General features: G+C 46.6%; 12 protein-coding genes. 3 read left to right on the top strand and 9 right to left on the bottom strand.

All coding sequences use genetic code 11. The features are described from left to right. Positions 1–33: 33 nt before the first annotated feature. From pfkA to KH180_RS01620, 3 genes are all read right to left on the bottom strand, one after another. Positions 34–1,023, bottom strand: a complete 990-nt coding sequence (gene pfkA, locus KH180_RS01630) for a 6-phosphofructokinase (RefSeq protein WP_290755738.1) — start codon at positions 1,021–1,023, stop codon at positions 34–36. A gap of 81 nt (positions 1,024–1,104) precedes the next feature. Then, entirely contained in the window at positions 1,105–4,566 is a 3,462-nt protein-coding gene (locus KH180_RS01625; RefSeq protein ID WP_290755736.1) for a DNA polymerase III subunit alpha, read from the bottom strand. An 18-nt stretch (positions 4,567–4,584) separates the two neighbouring features. After that, entirely contained in the window at positions 4,585–5,136 is a 552-nt protein-coding gene (locus KH180_RS01620; RefSeq protein ID WP_290755734.1) for a GerMN domain-containing protein, read from the bottom strand. Positions 5,137–5,252: 116 nt separating this feature from the next. On the opposite strand from KH180_RS01620, the gene KH180_RS01615 reads away from it, so the two are divergent. From KH180_RS01615 to KH180_RS01605, 3 genes are all read left to right on the top strand, one after another. Beyond that, positions 5,253–6,608 (top strand): UDP-N-acetylmuramoyl-tripeptide--D-alanyl-D-alanine ligase, encoded by a 1,356-nt coding sequence (locus tag KH180_RS01615; protein WP_290755733.1) that lies wholly within the window; start codon positions 5,253–5,255, stop codon positions 6,606–6,608. A 392-nt stretch (positions 6,609–7,000) separates the two neighbouring features. Next, positions 7,001–8,389 carry a uracil-xanthine permease family protein gene (locus KH180_RS01610; protein WP_290755730.1) on the top strand — a complete coding sequence of 463 codons (1,389 nt, stop codon included), beginning with the start codon at positions 7,001–7,003 and terminating at the stop codon, positions 8,387–8,389. Between the two features lie 24 nt (positions 8,390–8,413). Then, positions 8,414–9,256: an MBL fold metallo-hydrolase gene (locus tag KH180_RS01605; protein WP_290755728.1), complete on the top strand. Its 843-nt coding sequence runs from the start codon at positions 8,414–8,416 to the stop codon at positions 9,254–9,256. A 97-nt stretch (positions 9,257–9,353) separates the two neighbouring features. On the opposite strand, the gene KH180_RS01600 is transcribed toward KH180_RS01605, so the two are convergent. The 6 genes from KH180_RS01600 to KH180_RS01575 all read right to left on the bottom strand — a co-directional run bounded on the left by KH180_RS01600 (position 9,354) and on the right by KH180_RS01575 (position 17,542). After that, complete coding sequence (locus tag KH180_RS01600; protein ID WP_290755726.1) at positions 9,354–10,724, bottom strand: sodium-dependent transporter; 1,371 nt, start codon at positions 10,722–10,724, stop codon at positions 9,354–9,356. A gap of 2 nt (positions 10,725–10,726) precedes the next feature. Further along, positions 10,727–12,088, bottom strand: a complete 1,362-nt coding sequence (locus KH180_RS01595) for a HAMP domain-containing sensor histidine kinase (protein WP_290755724.1) — start codon at positions 12,086–12,088, stop codon at positions 10,727–10,729. After that, a complete protein-coding gene (locus KH180_RS01590; RefSeq protein WP_290755722.1) occupies positions 12,085–12,759 on the bottom strand; it encodes a response regulator transcription factor in 675 nt (224 codons plus the stop codon). The genes KH180_RS01595 and KH180_RS01590 overlap by 4 nt, the downstream gene beginning before the upstream one ends. A 227-nt stretch (positions 12,760–12,986) precedes the next feature. Next, positions 12,987–15,371: a leucine-rich repeat protein gene (locus KH180_RS01585; protein WP_290755720.1), complete on the bottom strand. Its 2,385-nt coding sequence runs from the start codon at positions 15,369–15,371 to the stop codon at positions 12,987–12,989. 69 nt (positions 15,372–15,440) lie between these two features. Next, a complete protein-coding gene (locus tag KH180_RS01580) occupies positions 15,441–16,760 on the bottom strand; it encodes a GHKL domain-containing protein (protein WP_290755718.1) in 1,320 nt (439 codons plus the stop codon). Further along, positions 16,757–17,542, bottom strand: coding sequence for a LytR/AlgR family response regulator transcription factor (locus tag KH180_RS01575; protein ID WP_290755717.1), 786 nt, complete (start codon positions 17,540–17,542; stop codon positions 16,757–16,759). The genes KH180_RS01580 and KH180_RS01575 overlap by 4 nt, the downstream gene beginning before the upstream one ends. Positions 17,543–17,609 lie beyond the last annotated feature (67 nt).

The raw sequence follows: 17,609 nt of genomic DNA, 5'->3' as shown, positions 1-17,609 counted from the left end.
TCTTTAAAAGATCGCTTTTTCCATAAAATCTTTTTATTTTCCAAGTAAATGGGCAATCTGTAATTGATAGTCATCCACATGCTTTTCCATTGACAGACCCTCGTCCATATCGATGTCCATGAATTTTCCGTTCTGGTATCCGACGATACGGTTGCTCTTTCCTGCGCATAAAAGATCAACTGCATAGGCTCCCATCATAGAAGCATATACCCTGTCCTTTGCTGTAGGGCTTCCGCCTCGCTGCATATGGCCTAAAATCGTAGCTCTTGTCTCAATTCCGGTCGCTGCTTCAATTCTCTTAGCCATACCGTAGGAATGTCCGACACCTTCTGCATTGATGATCATATGATGGGTTTTTCCTAATGCCCTGTTTCTGAGCAGATGTTCAATGATCTGCTGTTCCAGTTTCGGCATATTGCCATCAAAGCTTTCCGGAATCAAGATATCTTCTGCTCCGGTTGCCATTCCGCACCACAGTGCAATATAACCGGCTCCCCGTCCCATTACCTCTACGATGCTGCACCGTTCGTGGGATGTAGATGTATCTCTGATCTTGTCAATGGCTTCCATGGCTGTATTGACTGCTGTGTCAAAGCCGATGGTGTACTCAGTACATGCGATGTCAAGGTCGATGGTTCCCGGAATTCCGATGGTATTGATTCCAAGTTCAGCAAGTTTCTGCGCTCCCTGGAAAGAACCGTCTCCGCCGATAACAACCAGCCCGTCGATTCCCTGTTCCCGGCATACCTCAGCGCCTCTTTTCTGTCCTTCCGGTGTCTTAAACTCATCACAGCGGGCAGTAAATAAAATAGTGCCTCCCCGTGAAATACTATCTGCAGTGTGTCTTGAAGTCAGATCAATGATATCCTCGTTCAATAACCCATTATATCCTTTTCTGATACCTTTTACATTTAAACCGCGTTCCAAACCTACTCTGACGACTGCTCTTGTGGCAGCGTTCATTGCAGGTGCATCTCCTCCGCTGGTCAGTACTCCAATAGTTCTTACTTTCGGTGTTCCCATGTTAAAATCCTCCAAATAATAGCATAAAATTATATTTTGTTAGACTCATTTTAATTCATTTGTTAAACATTTTCAATATAATTATTTTAAGCCTGTTTTCTTTATCCTGATATTTCCTTTTCCATATCGTTCTCCAAGTGCATAAATAAGTTCATCCTCACTGCTTACTGCGAAAGCCCGATCAAGCCTGTTTACTGCTCTCTCCTTGCGGCAGTAGACGATGACAGGATTGCTGCCCCTGTAGGGCTTCAGCATCTCATAAAATTTCTCCTGTTCAGCGAAAAACCGGTCCTTATCATCAAACTGCACCCAGATTTCCTGGGCCAGATCATCAAATGTGCTGATCTGGCTGCAGACCATTTTGCTCTCTTCCTCAGAAATAGAAGTATTGCCTTTTACAAAAATTTTGGCATCCTCCTTCAAAAGGTGCTGGTAATTGTTAAATTCTCTCGGAAATACAATGACCTCCACAGTCCCCATCAGATCTTCAACGGTCAAGAATGCCATATTTTGGTTATTTCTCGTAAGCTTTACATTCATATCACTGATAATGCCGCCGATGATGCAGGTCTGCTTATCTTTTAGTACCGGCTGCCCTGTATCCTCTTCTGCGGCAAAATCCGCTGTACTGGCTGTTGTGAGCTTTTCCAGTATCTCCACATCATCTTCCAGAGGATGTCCGCTTACATAGATTCCCAGCACCTCTTTTTCCATGGCCAGCCTCTGCTCTTTATCATATTCTCCCACATCCGGATACTTTATCTCAAAGCTCTCCTGCTGGTCTTCAGACAGAAAGTCTAACAGGCTCATCTGTCCGGAAATCTCGTGTTTCCGTTCTTTTTGGATACTTTCAAGGATGCTTGCATAGACAAACATCTGCTGCTTCCTTGTGCGTCCCAGCCCGTCCAGTGCCCCGGATTTGATTAAACTTTCCACTGTGCGCTTGTTCATTTCTTTGCTGGAAAGCCGTTCCACCAGATCTTTCAGGCTTTTAAAAGGACCATGCTCGGATCTTTCTCTTAATATCTCTTCTATGACAGGCTTTCCAAGGCTCTTGATGGCACTGAGTCCGTAACGGATACACCCGTCATCCACAGAGAAAGCACCTTCGCCCTTGTTGATATCCGGAGGCAGTATCTTGATTCCCATTTTCCGGCAGGCATAAATATATTCTGATACTTTATTAGTATTTCCCAAAACAGATGTCAGTAATGCAGCCATAAATTCTTTCTGATAGTAGCACTTCAGATAGGCAGTCTGGTAGGAGACAACCGCATAGGCCGCCGCATGGGATTTATTAAAGGCATACTTGGCGAAATCCAGCATCTCATCCCAGATATGGTTTGCCAGCTTTTCATCAATCCCGTTTTTGATGCATCCGGGAATTCCTTCTTCCTCGTTTCCGTAAACAAAATTCTTCCGCTCCTTCACCATGACATCGCCCTTTTTCTTAGACATGGCTCTGCGGACAAGATCACTTCGCCCGAGGGTATATCCTGCCAGTTCCATAACAATCTGCATAACCTGTTCCTGGTATACGATACATCCATATGTGGGCTTTAAGATCTTTTCCAGCTGCGGACAGTCATAGCGGATACTCTCTTTATCTACTTTTCCCTTTACATATCTCGGGATAAAGTCCATAGGTCCCGGACGGTAAAGAGAAATCCCCGCGATAATCTCCTCCAGGCTCTCCGGCTTCAGTTCCTTCATGAAAGATTTCATTCCGCCGCTTTCCAGCTGGAACACACCCTCAGTCCGCCCCTGGCCGATCATCTCATATACTTTTGCATCTTCCGTATCAATCTGGTTAATATGAAACGGTTTTCCCTCTCTCTTTTCAATCAGATGCACTGCGTCCTGTATGACGGTCAAGGTCCGAAGTCCCAGAAAGTCCATTTTGAGCAGTCCAAGTTCTTCGATTGTGGTCATGGTAAACTGTGTCGTTATCGCCTCATCTGTGCCTTTTGCCAAAGGCACAAATTCATCAATGGAATCCTTGCCGATAACTACACCTGCGGCGTGCATGGACGCGTGCCTCGGCAGACCTTCCAGCCGCTTAGACATGTCGACCAGATATTTCGTTTCTTCATCTTCCGCATATGCCTTCTTCAAGTCGGGACTTTTTTTCAATGCCGTTTCAATGGTGATATTCAGCTCATTGGGAATCATCTTTGCGATGCCGTCCACTTTAGCATAAGGAATATCCAGAACTCTTCCCACATCACGGATGACAGCCCTCGCCGCCATCGTTCCGAAGGTTATGATCTGGACCACCTTGTCTTTTCCGTACTTCTCCACGACATAATCAATTACTTCCTGCCTGCGCTCATAACAGAAATCAATATCAATATCCGGCATGGATACCCGCTCCGGATTCAGGAATCTCTCGAACAGAAGCTGGTACTTGGTAGGTTCAATATCCGTGATCTCAAGACAGTAAGATACAATACTTCCCGCTGCCGATCCACGCCCGGGCCCCACGGCAATCCCGTTCTCTTTGGCATACCGGATAAAATCCCATACAATCAGGAAATAATCCACATATCCCATATTCTCAATCGTGTCCAGTTCAAACTCCATACGGCTTCTGAGTTCCTCCGACACATCCTTGTAGCGCCGGCTGATGCCTTCGTCGCAGAGCTTTCTTAAATATGAAGTGGATGTAAAGCCTTCCGGTACATCAAACTTTGGTACTTTCTGTTCGCCGAAGATAATCTCTACGTTGCACCTCTCTGCAATCTTTCCTGTATTCTCCAAAGCTTCTCTGGCATACGGAAAGAGACGTTCCATCTCCTCAGGAGATTTAAGGTAATACTGCCCGCCTTCATATCTCATCCTGTCCTCATCAGCCACTTTTTTTCCGGTCTGAATGCACAAAAGAATATCATGGGGCTCCACATCCTCTGCAAATGTATAGTGAAGGTCATTGGTAGCCACCAGCTCGATGCCTGTTTCTTTTGACATCTTCAGCAAAGCTGAATTTACCGTTGTCTGCTCGCTGATTCCGTGGTCCTGAAGTTCCAGAAAAAAGTTCCCTTTTCCAAAAATCTTCTCCAGCCTGAGAGCCGTTTCTTTGGCCTTTTCATAGTTTCCTTCCCTGATATAAGTGGGAATTTCTCCTCCCAGACAGGCGCTCAGTGCAATGATTCCCTCACTGTATGTCTGCAGCACTTCATAGTCCACTCTCGGCTTATAATAAAATCCTTCCGTAAATCCTCTGGATACAATCTTCATCAGATTATGATATCCTAAATCATTTTCAGCCAAAAGAACCAGGTGAAAATAATGATTGCTGCCCTGCCGTCCGTCTTTTTCAAATCTGGATCCTGCCGTCACATAGATCTCACATCCGATAATAGGCTTTATGCCTTCTGCTTTGGCAGCTTTATAAAAATCAATAACACCATACATGGCGCCATGATCTGTAATGGCGATGCTGTCCATCCCCAGCTCTTTGGTCTGATGCACAAGCTCGTCAATCTTACTGGATCCATCCAGCAAACTGTATTCTGTATGAACATGTAAGTGTGTAAAACTCATGGACTTTCTCTCCTGTACTTATTCTTCGCCCGGTCTCAGCGGCTCATCGTAAATATTATGCCCGGTCTCCAAAACTTTTCCTTCTACTGTAAACTTCATAGCCTTTGTTCCTAAATTATCGCAGATGGTCTTTGTCACCGCCTGGACTGTCAGTCCCTCACCGGAGCTGCCCATTTTACGCAGTGTCTTCTCAAATGCCTTATTAAAATCAATATAAGCTATTTGTTTCCTGATCTGGAACGAATTGATCTTAGTCCCCTCCTCCAGAGTCCCCATCTTGATCATTTCTTTCAGAAGCTTCTGTGCCGTCACATCCCGGATCTTCACCTTTCCGTTAATCAGTGTTTCCACGTTGTCATCCGGTGCGTAGATGATGCACTCTTTCACATCCGGCTTTTCAGCCTCGGTTGATGCTTCTGAAGCTTTTTTCCCTTTCGTCTGCTTCTTCTCAGTTGTCTTTTCTGTTGTTTTTTCAGTTTCCTGTTTTGTATTATTATGACTGCATCCGGCCAGCCCTGCTGCCGCGGCCACAGCAAACATTCCGGCAAATATCAGTTTTTTCCTTCTCATAATGTGTCCTCCTTTGATTTATCGAACAACTATATACAGATATTTAGATTTTACCACAAAACCATTTCCTGTGCTATAATGCTAAAGAAAAGATAAGAAGATAAAGGAGTAAGATTATGGAACATATGACCATACAGGATATTTTAACCGCAACCGGCGGCACTCTTTTGTGCGGCGACCCTTCTATGCCAATAGAACGCATAAGCACAGACTCCAGAGCAGTGGGTCCTCATACATTGTTTGTACCGATCATCGGTGAACGGGTGAATGCCCACAAATTTATCGACAGTGCCCTGAAGGACGGAGGAGCTGCTCTGACACAGGAACATGACCGTGCAGAAGGACCGCATCCGTTTATCAGAGTACCGGATACCCTGAAAGCCATGCAGCAGATCACAGCCTATTATAGAAACAAAATGAAACTGCCCATCATCGGTGTCACCGGAAGTGTAGGAAAGACTACGACCCGTGAAATGATCGCCCATGTCCTGAAAGGAAAATACCGTGTGTTTGAGACCATCGGGAACCAGAACAGCCAGGTAGGCGTGCCCTTAACTCTGGACCGTCTCACCTCAGAGGACGAGATCGGTGTGCTGGAGATGGGGATGAGCGAACCCGGACAGATTACAATTCTTGGAGAGATGATCCATCCCAATGCGGCAGTAGTCACCAATGTGGGTGTCTCACACATTAAACAGATGGGCAGCCGTGACAATATCTGCCGTGAAAAACTGGATATACAAAACGGCCTGCCAAAAAACGGTGTAATATATCTGAACGGTGATAACGATATGATCCGAAAACACATTGATTATGTAACACATCCATATGAGTTTTTTGGTTTTGCCAAAGACTGTACTTACCGTGCTGACCAGGCTGAGGAAATCGGGGGCCAAACGCATTTCACCTTTGTTTATGGGGAAACAAGGGAACCTGTCGTATTAAATGCCCTTGGAGATCACAATGTATCCAATGCTCTTGCCGCTATTGCTTTAGGCCTTGCCTATGATGTGCCGATGGACGTCATCAAAAAGCAGCTTTCAACCTTTTCAGGACAGCGGCAGAACATTATAAAGCAAAACGGCTATACGATCATTGACGATGCCTACAATGCCAGTCCAGATTCTATGAAAGCCGGACTCAAAATATTATCTGACTATCAGGACAGCGGCAGAAAAATAGCCGTACTGTCTGATATGCTGGAACTGGGCCCGGATTCTCCCCGATATCATAAGGAAGTGGGAGAATACCTTGGATCCGTAAAGGTCACTGATCTTTATATTACTGGTACGCTCTCCAAAGAATACGCAGAAGCAGCTCTGAGAGGGAATCCTTCACTGAGAACCCGGTGGTTTGCCTCCAACGAAGAACTGATATCATTTCTGAAGGAATTTTTAAAGGAGCATGATACGGTCCTTGTAAAGGGGTCCAATGGAATGAAGCTTTACGAAATAGCAAAAGCTCTGGAATAAAAATGAAAGGCCCTCCACCTGGCGATGGAAGGCCTTTCATTATACCAAAATACACTTAATGTGTGAGAGAGGGTTATCTCTAATTCAAGGGAGGGAACCTTGAATTTAGATTAATTATACATCATATCTCAGATTTTTGGGCGTCAATGTAATAAATGGCGGTTTTGTTGTCATAAAAACTTTTTGCAACCCTGATATTTCCTATTTTTATACCGTTTATCTTTTTATTCTCCCTTTTAACTTTTTGCTATATTGGCATCCCGTAGTATATTTTTTGACATTTTTTACCCTTTATGCTATTTTAAAAAGAGAAAACGGAGAATGTTCCTGCAGCATCAGCATAGGCACACTCCGTTTTTCTTATTATTTATATACATAAAAGGAGAAATAAAATGAAAAACGAAACGTATTCTTCCCCTCATGACCTGGAAGGGAAGATTCCCCTTCCCCAAGCTGTTATATTGGGACTGCAGCACGTACTGGCAATGTTTGCCGGAAATCTTACTCCGATCATTCTGATCGCCGGTGCCTGCGGCATCGGAGCAGGCACTCCTCTGCAGGTTTCCATTCTGCAGAATGCTATGCTGGTAGCCGGACTTGTAACCTTTGTGCAGCTGTTTACCATCGGACCTGTAGGTGCCCGCCTTCCGGTAGTAATGGGAACCAGCTCCGGCTTCATCGGCGTATGCTCCGGAGTGGCAGCCTCAATGGGAGGCGGAATCGCTGCCTACGGCGCTATTCTGGGAGCCAGCATGATCGGCGGCCTCTTTGAAGGTGTCCTCGGACTGTTCTTAAAACCGCTCAGAAAATTTTTCCCTTCCGTAGTCACGGGTACAGTTGTTATGGCCATCGGTTTATCTCTCATATCCGTAGGAATCAACTCCTTTGGCGGAGGTTCAGGAGCCGGAGATTTCGGTTCTCTCCCAAATCTGTTTGTGGGAGCCACAGTCCTGATTGTCATTGTTGTTTTAAAACATTTTACAAAAGGGGTGACCAGCTCTTCCTCCATCTTAATCGGCGTAATTGTGGGATATATCCTGTGCGGCATTCTCGGGTTATTTCTGCCCCACACTTACACCAATTCCGAGGGTGCTGTACAGACAGCCTCCTGGGTATTAAACTGGGATAAAGTCGCAGCTGCCAGCTGGTTTTCTCTCCCCAAACTTATGCCCGTAAAAATTATTTTCGACCTGAAAGCAGTCATTCCTATCACCATTATGTTTATCGTAACCTCTGTGGAGACTATAGGTGATATATCCGGCATTACAGAAGGCGGTCTTTCAAGGGAAGCCACAGACAAAGAGCTGTCCGGCGGTGTCATCTGTGACGGGCTTGGTTCCTCCTTTGCCTCCATCTTCGGAGTTCTTCCCAATACATCCTTCAGTCAAAATGTAGGGCTTGTAGGAATGACAAAGGTCGTCAACCTGTATTCTATTGCTATGGGTGCCGGATTCCTTGTGATCTGCGGGCTGTTTCCGAAGCTGGCCGCACTGGTTTCCATCATGCCGCAGTCTGTTCTGGGCGGTGCTGCTGTCATGATGTTTGCGTCGATCGTTGTCAGCGGTATCCAGCTGATTACAAAAGACGGCGTAAGCAACCGTGTGGTAACCATCGTCTCCGTTGCCCTGGGTCTCGGATATGGCCTCGGCGCAAATTCAGATGCACTGGCCAACCTGCCCCAGGCAGTCCAGCTGATTTTCGGCGGCTCCGGTATCGTGCCGGCTGCTCTGGTTGCCATTATTTTAAATGTAGCTATTCCGAAAGACAAACCTGCTGATTAAAAGCCTTTACAGGAGACAAAACCTATGAAAGTTACAATTCTTATTGAAAATCAGGCCCCGGACGCTCTCTTAAAAGAACATGGACTGGCCATAAACATTGAATACAAAGGACGCAGTTATCTTTTGGATACAGGAGCCTCCGGCAAGTTTTTGCAGAATGCAGAACAGATGGATGTAGATCTGTCAAAAGTCGATGCAGCTTTTCTGTCTCATGCTCATTATGACCATTCCGGAGGCTTCAGGGAATTCTTCGCCAGGAATTCTAAAACCCCGCTTTATCTGCAGAAAGAAGCCCTGGAAAACTGTTATTCCAAAGTTCTGTTTTTCCGGAAGTATATCGGAATACCAAAAGGACTTTTAGAAGAATACCGGAGCCGTCTGTGTTTTGTCTCCGGCATTACAGAGGCAGAACCCGGTGTCTGGGTAATCTCCCATAGTATACACGGCCTTTCTGAAAAGGGACGCAAAGGTCACATGTATCTGAGGACTAAACATGGATTTACGCCGGATGATTTCCGTCATGAACAAAGTCTGGTCTTTGAGCGTGAACACGATCTTGTAATGTTCAACAGCTGCTGCCATGCAGGCGTGGTTTCTATTATCAAAGAAGTCAACCGGGCCATGAAGGCTACCGGGAAAAAAGTTTCCTATGTATTCGGGGGCTTCCATACTATGGGACTCCGGGGTGCACACAGCATGAGCGGCAGCCCTAAAGAAATCAGACGGCTGGGAGAACAGCTGCTTGCCCTGGATCTCCTGGGGGTCTATACCGGGCACTGCACCGGGATTCCTGCCTTTGGCATATTAAAAGAAACAATGAAAGACAAAGTACACTATATGAAAACAGGCAGGGTAATTTTCCTGTAAAAATGTCCGCAAAAAAGGCCTTGGAGCCGTTTCTCCAAGACCTTTTTTATTGCATTTGTCGCACAAAGTGTACATGGTTCCCACTTCGTTCTTAATTCTATCTGAATTTTTCTATATATCCCTGTACAAAAATGAAGATGACGATCAGCGGCAGAATGAACGTAACATATTTTCTCGTCCATGCCGGATATTTAATACCTTTTCCTGCATTGGCTTCATCGTTAAAATTCTTCCAGCCCCATCCGTACTTGGTAACACAAAACAGCAGATAAACCAGAGACCCCAGCGGAAGGATATTATTGCTCACAATAAAATCTTCCAGATCCTGAATCGTACTGTTTGCCCCAAACGGCATGATGTGGCTCCATACATTAAACCCAAGTGCGCATGGAAGTGACAAAATACTGATCAGTACTCCATTGAAAATGCTTGCTTTCTTTATTGTCCATCCCCACAGGTCCTGTGCGAAAGAAATAATATTCTGGAAGACTGCAATGATGGTCGACAATGCTGCAAAGGACATAAAAAGAAAGAACAATGCTCCCCATATTCTGGAACCCGGCATCTCATTAAATACATTTGGCAGTGTGATAAACACCAAATTGGGCCCGCTGTCCGGCCGCACGCCGAAGGCAAAGCAGGCCGGGAAGATAATCAGGCCTGACATGAGGGCAACAAGCGTATCCAATACTGCCACACTGACAGCTTCCCCCGTCAGCCGGTAAGACCGGTCTATGTAGCTTCCGAAGATTGCTATAGCCCCGATCCCAAGACTCAAGGTAAAGAAGGCCTGTCCCATAGCCGCCGAGACAACTTTCATAATCCCCTGTTCCTTCATAGCCTGGAAATCCGGCACAAGATAAAAAGACAGTCCTTTTGATGCTCCCGGCAGTGTAACCGATCTTATTACCAGCACAAGAATGACTAAAAACAAGCAGGACATCATAACTGTGGTAATCTTTTCTACACCGTTCTGCAGTCCTAACGAACAGATCAAAAATCCAACAATAATAACAACCATCATCCAGAAGATCAGCACTTCCGGCCTGGATAACAGATCCCCGAACACAGCCTCCACCTGCTTCGGATTTTTCCCTACAAAGTCGCCTTTCAGCATTTTAAAGAAATAGCTGATCATCCATCCTGCAACCGTTGTATAAAACATCATCAGAAGATAATTTCCTGCCATTCCGAAATAGCTGTACCAATGCCACTTTGTCCCTTCCGGCTCCAATGTCTGAAATGAGGTTGCAATGCTCCTCTGGCTGGCACGTCCCACCGAAAACTCCATAACCATGATCGGCAGTCCCAGAGCAAACAGGAAAAACAAATAAACCAGCACAAATGCAGCCCCTCCATACTGCCCGGTCACAAATGGAAACCTCCACACATTTCCGATTCCTATGGCACACCCTGCCGATATTAAAATAAATCCAATCCTAGACGAAAACTTTTCTCTCTTTTCCATAATTACATTTCCTTTAATTCAAAGATAAATTCTGAACCTTCTCCTTCCTTACTTTTTACCCATATCTGCCCTTCATGTATCCTGACAATCCATCTTACCATAGACAAGCCCAGACCGGTACCCCTCTCTTGACTTTGACTGTTTCTGCTCCTGTCTGCCCGGTAAAAACGATTCCATATCTTATCCAAGTGCTCAGATCCGATGCCCTGCCCGTCATCCTTTACAATTCCTCTGATCTTTCCGTTTTTGCTGAAAAGAGATACTTTTACGATCCCATTTCTTTTTCCATACTGAATGGAATTCTCTACCAGATTAATCAGCATCCTGGTCAGCAGCATCTGGTCTCCTTTTGCCATAAGTCCGGGTTCAATCTCGCTCAGAAGATGGATCTTTTTCTCTTCTGCCTGTCCGGACAGCTCTTCCAGAGTCATCTCTGCCAGCATGCTCATGTCTACAGCCTCAAACTGGAAATTTTCCTTCCCCCTCTCGCACCGGGCGATCATTAAAAGCTGCGCGATGAGATCAGACATCTTTTTCGCCTGACGGAGCACAATGCGGATCTCATGTTTGTCTTCCTCAGTGACACTGTCATCTTCCAAAATGTACTCGCATTCAGCTATAATCACAGATACCGGCGTCCTGAGTTCGTGGGAGACATCGGATGTAAACTGCTTCTCATCCTCAAAGGATGCTTCCAAGCGGTCAAACATCTCATTAAACGTGCATGTCAGCTGATGCATCTCATCTTCCGTCCTCGGCACTAAGAGCCGCTTTGACAGATCTGCCCCGCTGCTGATCTCCTCCGCAGTGGTACATATATCATCCACCGGCTTTAACGCTTTCTTCGTCATAATATATCCGATCATGCCTATGGCAAGGATTAAAAGCGGATATACAGCCGCAAAAGCCAGCATAACCAAACGCATAACCTGCTCCATGCCATGAATAGAGGCAATACCTCTGACCCATATTGCTTTTCCCGTTCCGTATTGATAGGAAGCATCATAAACCATCCACTGCTTGCTGCCCTGTTTAATATTCCTTACCTCATGAGACTGAAGCCTTAGATCTTTAGGAAATTCTACCGGCATACTTCCGTGAAGAAGCCTTCCGTCCTGATCATAGATGCAGAACATGACGCCGTCATCATAATAATCCACCTCCGGGTTCAGATAATAAGTTCCGTTTTGGAACTCAAACTCGTCTGCAAAATCTGCCACTGCTCCCTGCAGATCTTCCTCAGTTTTGGACAGTTCAAGCTGGTTGATAAAAATAAGTACTCCTGCAAATACTGCTGCCAGTACGACAGCAATCATGCCCGTATACCACAGCGTTACCTTTTTCTTTATTGAAAATCTCTTCATTCTTCTTCCCTCAGCACGTATCCCACTCCCCGCACGGTATGGATCAGTCTGCACCCGAATCCTTCATCGACTTTTTTCCTCAGATAACGGATGTAAACATCGACCACATTTGATCCGCCTTCAAAATCATAATTCCATGCATGCTGCTCGATCTGATCCCTGGACAGCACAATATTCTGATGCCTGAGCATATATTCAAGCACCATAAATTCTTTGCTGGAAAGTAAAATCTTCTGGCCGGCTCTGGTTACCTCTTTCGTCTTACAGTCTAAAACAAGATCAGCGATTGACAGACGGTTTGATATAAAAGACGGTTTTCTCCGCATCATGACCCGTACTCTTGCCATCAATTCATCAAATGAAAAAGGTTTTACAAGATAGTCGTCTGCTCCAAGGTCCAGACCTTTCACACGGTCTTCAATACCGTCTCTTGCAGTCAAAAACAACACGGGTGTGTCATTGCCCTCACTGCGGATCCTTTTAAGCAATTCCAGTCCGTCAAGCCCCGGAAGCATAATATCGAGGATCATCCCGTCATAATCTGCCATAGTGATATAATCCAGTGCTTCCAATCCATTTCCGCAGTCATCCACTGTATAATGCTCTTTCGTCAATTTCTTTTTTAATATATTCCTTAAATCTTTTTCATCTTCTACAATTAACAGGCGCATGTCATACCTCCGTATGGAACCATTATAATATAAATGCATTTTTATGAAAACATGTTAATTTAATTAACCTGAGAATTGCGCTGCTTTTGTATCGTATCTGCAGATGTAAAAATGCAGGTGTCTGTTAGACAGAACACCTGCATCCACTTACGTCTCCTGAAAAAGTCTCTTTTCCTGTACTGCTTTTCAGCAGCTTTTGCCCATACAGCAATTCCTGCGGCAAACTCTTACTTGGTTTCCTCGCTTATGCCTCTTCTGCGGTCTGAAAAATACAAAAGCAGACAGGCAAATCCGGCAATCATCGCAAGGGCGGCATACAGCTCTGCCGATGTGTAATCCCCTGTCTTTGGCACATCGTCCTTTGCCGAATCTGTTTTTATGCCGTTTTTGTCAGAGTTGTTATGACTGCTGTCACGATTATCGCTATTGTTATTGGTGCTGCTGCCATGGCTGCCGTTATCGTCATTGCCTGATGCATCTTTATAAACGATTGCGTAGGTGGAGAAGCGGTCTGTTTCTATGGTAATAGTATCTGGGCTGCTGTCCACATCGTTCAAAATCTCTGTCCTGCCGTTATGTACCCGGGCTACCGCAAATGTCCTTGTTCTGCCGCTGTCTCTGTTTCTCAGGCTTTCCGGCACAGTCATGACGATGCTTATCTTCTTTGGCGTCTCGGCTATATCCGTGCGCTTTTTCCCTACCAGCTTATACAGGTCAATATCCAGGTATTGTCCAACTGTAAAACCATTTAATGCCTGCTTCATACTCTCCTTATCCGAATTGCTCACGGTATTTTCTGCATCCTTTAATTCAAGGACAATCCGGATATTGATTCCATCCTGTACCTGCCGCTTTTCTTCTTCTGTCAGGAGCATCTCTTCCAGCTCTGATTTCGGGGTGGAAATGCTGGCTGCCGGAGCATTATTCCCCGGCTTAACTTCCGGGGTAACGGTTCCGGTTCCAGCTGCAGGAATGGTTCCCGTTTCCTTATAACCGCATGTCTGACATTCTCTGTGCCTGGTTCCCGAAACAGTTTCTGTTGCCTCCTGATCGGTTACCCAGCTTCCAAAATCGTGGTCCGCCCTGTCTTTTTCATCTCCGCAGGAGCATGTTTTCCAATGCTGTGTCCCGTTTTTCTGCCACTCTTTCCCATAGACATGTGTATGCCCGTCTTTATATGTCGCCGTCACAGTTACCGCACTTTCCGGCATAATAAAGGTTGTGGCAGAACTCGTAGAAGAAGCTAAGGTCACGCTTCCGCTGTTTACCACCCACTTGTCAAACTGCTTTCCGACTGCAGGGGCATTTGCCTTGATTGTTACGGTGGTTCCTGGTGTATAATTTGCACTGCCTGTTCCGCCGCTGACGGTTCCTTCCTTAACAGTTACGGTATATGTGCCGTCTGTAATATGCGGTGCAAGCGAAGATTCAAATTTGTTCTCATAATCCGCCAGCTTTCCGGCAGGGACAATAAGCCCCTTTGTATTTCCTGCCACACACGGGCAGCTATAGAAAACAGAGCTATCTACGGCAGGGATTGTGTCTGTGCCTTGAAAGAATACCTTCGCCAAGCTGGTACACCTATTAAACGCATACCAGTCTATGCTTGTCACACTGCCCGGTATGGTGATTCCCGTCAGGGCTTTGCAGTCACTGAATGCACTGTTCCCTATGGTCTGCACCCCGTCCGCTATGGTCACGCTTTCCAGTGATGTACAACCTTCAAATGTGCTTTTTTGTATGTTCTGCACACTGCCCGGTATGGTCACTTTCGTCAGGCTGGTACAATTCTCAAACACCCGGCTATCTGTGATATTTGCTCCATCCTGTATGGTCAGCGTTTTCAAACTGCTGCAGTCAGCAAACACTGAAAAACCTGTGATCGTCGCACTGCCCGGTATGGTCACATTGTCCAGACTGCTGCAGCTCTTAAAAGCAGCAATATCTATCGTCTGCACACTCTCCGGTATAGTCACGCTTTCCAGATTGGTACAGTCATAAAACGCATTCATACCGATACTCACCGCACCGGAAATGACCACCGATTTTATACTGTCCTTGTAATTATACCAGCAGCCGCCTGACGGCCTGCAGGCATTATCCTTCATCTCTCCGCTTCCGGTAATCGTCAGCGTACCGGCTGTACTGTCGAAAGTCCATGCCAGCGTACCATCGCCATTCTTGCTGCAATCGCCGCCAATCGCAGTGTCTGTATTATAATTCTTAGAAGTACTCCTGCCTCTTGCCGCTTTATAAGCATCCGCTGCAGCTGCCGGGACACGAATGTCCTCTGTACTCTCCGCAGCATGTGTTTCGTCCGCTGCGGTATTTTGGCTGACGTTCTCCGGCATTTTTTCCTCCGTCTCCGGTTCTGTGTCCTCCTGTCCCGCCATCGCGGTGTCCTCTACCACTTTTTCCGTTTCTCCGGGTTCGGTTTCCTCCACAGGCTCCGTCTCTTCCTTCGCCTGTTCCGTGCTATTCCCGCTGACGCTCTGCAGCGCCCCGCTTCCCTCCTGCGCCGGTACACAGACCGATACGGAGTTTGACACTATACCTGCTACAAGCAGCAGCGCAAACATTCTTTTCCGAAAATTTCCCTTTCTTTTTTTCATAATATTCTAACCTCCGTCTCCCCTATATTTTACTGAATCCTCAGATCCATCCCATTCCTAATGTCTGTCTCATATCTGCCTGTACTCCTGCCGCTTTCCTCCCGGAAAAGTATCACTGGCAACCAGTACATCCAATATAAACATCCCGCTGCTGGCATAACAGAACATATCCCCGTCCAGCCGCTCCGCTGCTTCCTTTACCGTGGCAAGGCCATATCCGTGGCCGCCGCCCTCCTTGCCGGTGGCGGGTATCGTCCCCCTTTCCACGTACAGGTCACTGCGGCACTTATTCTTGATCCGTATCAGCAGGTATTCCCTGTTATACTTCATATAGACGGCAGCCTCCCGCTGCCCTTTCTCCAGCTCCTTTAAGGCATCGCAGGCATTTTCCAGGCCGTTTGACACGATCTGGCACAGCTCCATGTAAGGCAGCTCTTCATCCCCGATCTGTATATCATGTTTAAACACTGCGCCCATTTCCTCGAATTTCCCTGCGTAATGGACAAACACCGCATTGATGTACGGGTTGGGACAGAAGGGCTTTAACAGCACATCCGTCTCCGCCTCCACGCCTTTTAAGTAGGTCAGCGCATCCTCAGTCTTGCCCTCCGCAAGCAGACCGGAAAGGGTAGCGGTATATCCCTTCATATCGTGTTTCATCTTCCGGATGCGCTGCTGGTTCTCCAGCCGTGCCTCCAGCGAGTTCTTCTGCTCAAGGAGAATCCGCTCGCTCTGTTGTTTTCTAAAGAACAGAAGCTGCCGGTACATCGCCACAAGAATCGTGGCGTAGGTCATGGGCATCAGCGTCATTACAAGCAGAAATACCGGAAGTTCCTGCGGACGCCCGGTGATGATCACGGGGTAATTTGCCATGACTGCAAGCAGCAGGTAGTAAAGCACCGACATGACTGCAAACAACCCCCATCCCCGTGCCGCTGACTTCTGCAGTTCCCGGTAAGGCTTCCTCAGATACCGCACCGCAGCCCACTCGATCAGCGGGAACAAGACAAGCCGCCCGATGAACATGAGAATATATTTCTCCCCGCCGAAATAGAAATCCAAAAGGTTCGTTGCCGCGAGTATCCAGTAAGACACCGTATCCGCAAGGCAGAAGGTAAAGAAAAACTGTCCCTTCCTGTCCTCCGACATAAACCAGAAGAAGATAAAGCTGGGCAAAGTGCAGGTGATGAGAAATATCTTCCCCATAAACTCTGGCCCGTACAGAATAAGCCCCGCTACATTCAGCACGATCAGAGGCGCCATGAATACGCCTGTCAGAACAAACGTCTTTTTCCTCGGATATCGGGAGCGGTACAGCAGGATAAACAGGATCAGGATATGAAACAGCGACCACAGCACAGATAAATCCCTCAATATTTTCATACTCATTCCACTTCCTCAAACAGCAGTTCCTGATACTGCTTTTTTACTGTCGCATAATAACGTCTTGATACCGGAACCTTCTGCCCGCCTGCCGCAAGCACAAGCTCCGTGCCGGCAAATCCCCGGACATGCCGCATGTTAACAATAAAGCTCTGGTGGCAGCGCAGGAAGTCCTTCCCGCTAAGCTGCTCCTCCAGATCTCCCAGTTTTCCCACGCTTTCCTGCACTCTGCCGTCCGTACAGCAGATGGACAGGACATGACCCCTGCTGCTGATATACAGGATTTCACTGTAAGGGATAGCTCCGTTTTTTCCCCACCAGGAATAAACCAGTGCTTTCTCCCTGCCGTCAGAATGCTTTGCATGTTTCTTTTCCACCTTCCTCAAAAGTTCCCTTAAGTTTTCTTCCCCTACAGGCTTAATCAGGTATTGAAGGGCGTACAGGTCATACGCTTCCCGGTAAAAATCGTCGCTGGAGGAGACAAAACAGATCGGTGTATCTTCCTGTATCCTCCGCAGCCTTTTCGCCAGCTCAATTCCATCCATAGGGGGATTAACAGCGGCATCCGCCGCCGGATTCACTGCCTCATCCCCGGAAGAATCCATCGCTTCCTTCACAGACACATCCATGAAAATATCCAGAAGATATAAGTCGTACCGTCTGTTTTCCCCCTCCACGTCCGCCAAAAGACCTTCCCCGTCGGAATAGAGGCTGACCTCATGCCCTTCCAGATAATTTTTAAGGGACAGGGCATCTTCCATACAGTCATCGCAAACCGCTATCCGCATAGACATTCCTCCTTAATCAATTTATAAACGAAAAAAGGCACCTTCTGTTTTATGGTTCCCCTTCCCC

Origin of the sequence: Anaerostipes sp. (genome assembly GCF_018381315.1) — a bacterium.
Classification (GTDB): domain Bacteria; phylum Bacillota; class Clostridia; order Lachnospirales; family Lachnospiraceae; genus Anaerostipes.
The sequence above is the reverse complement of the archived record's forward strand: the minus strand, read 5'-3'. Positions and strand labels throughout refer to the sequence as shown.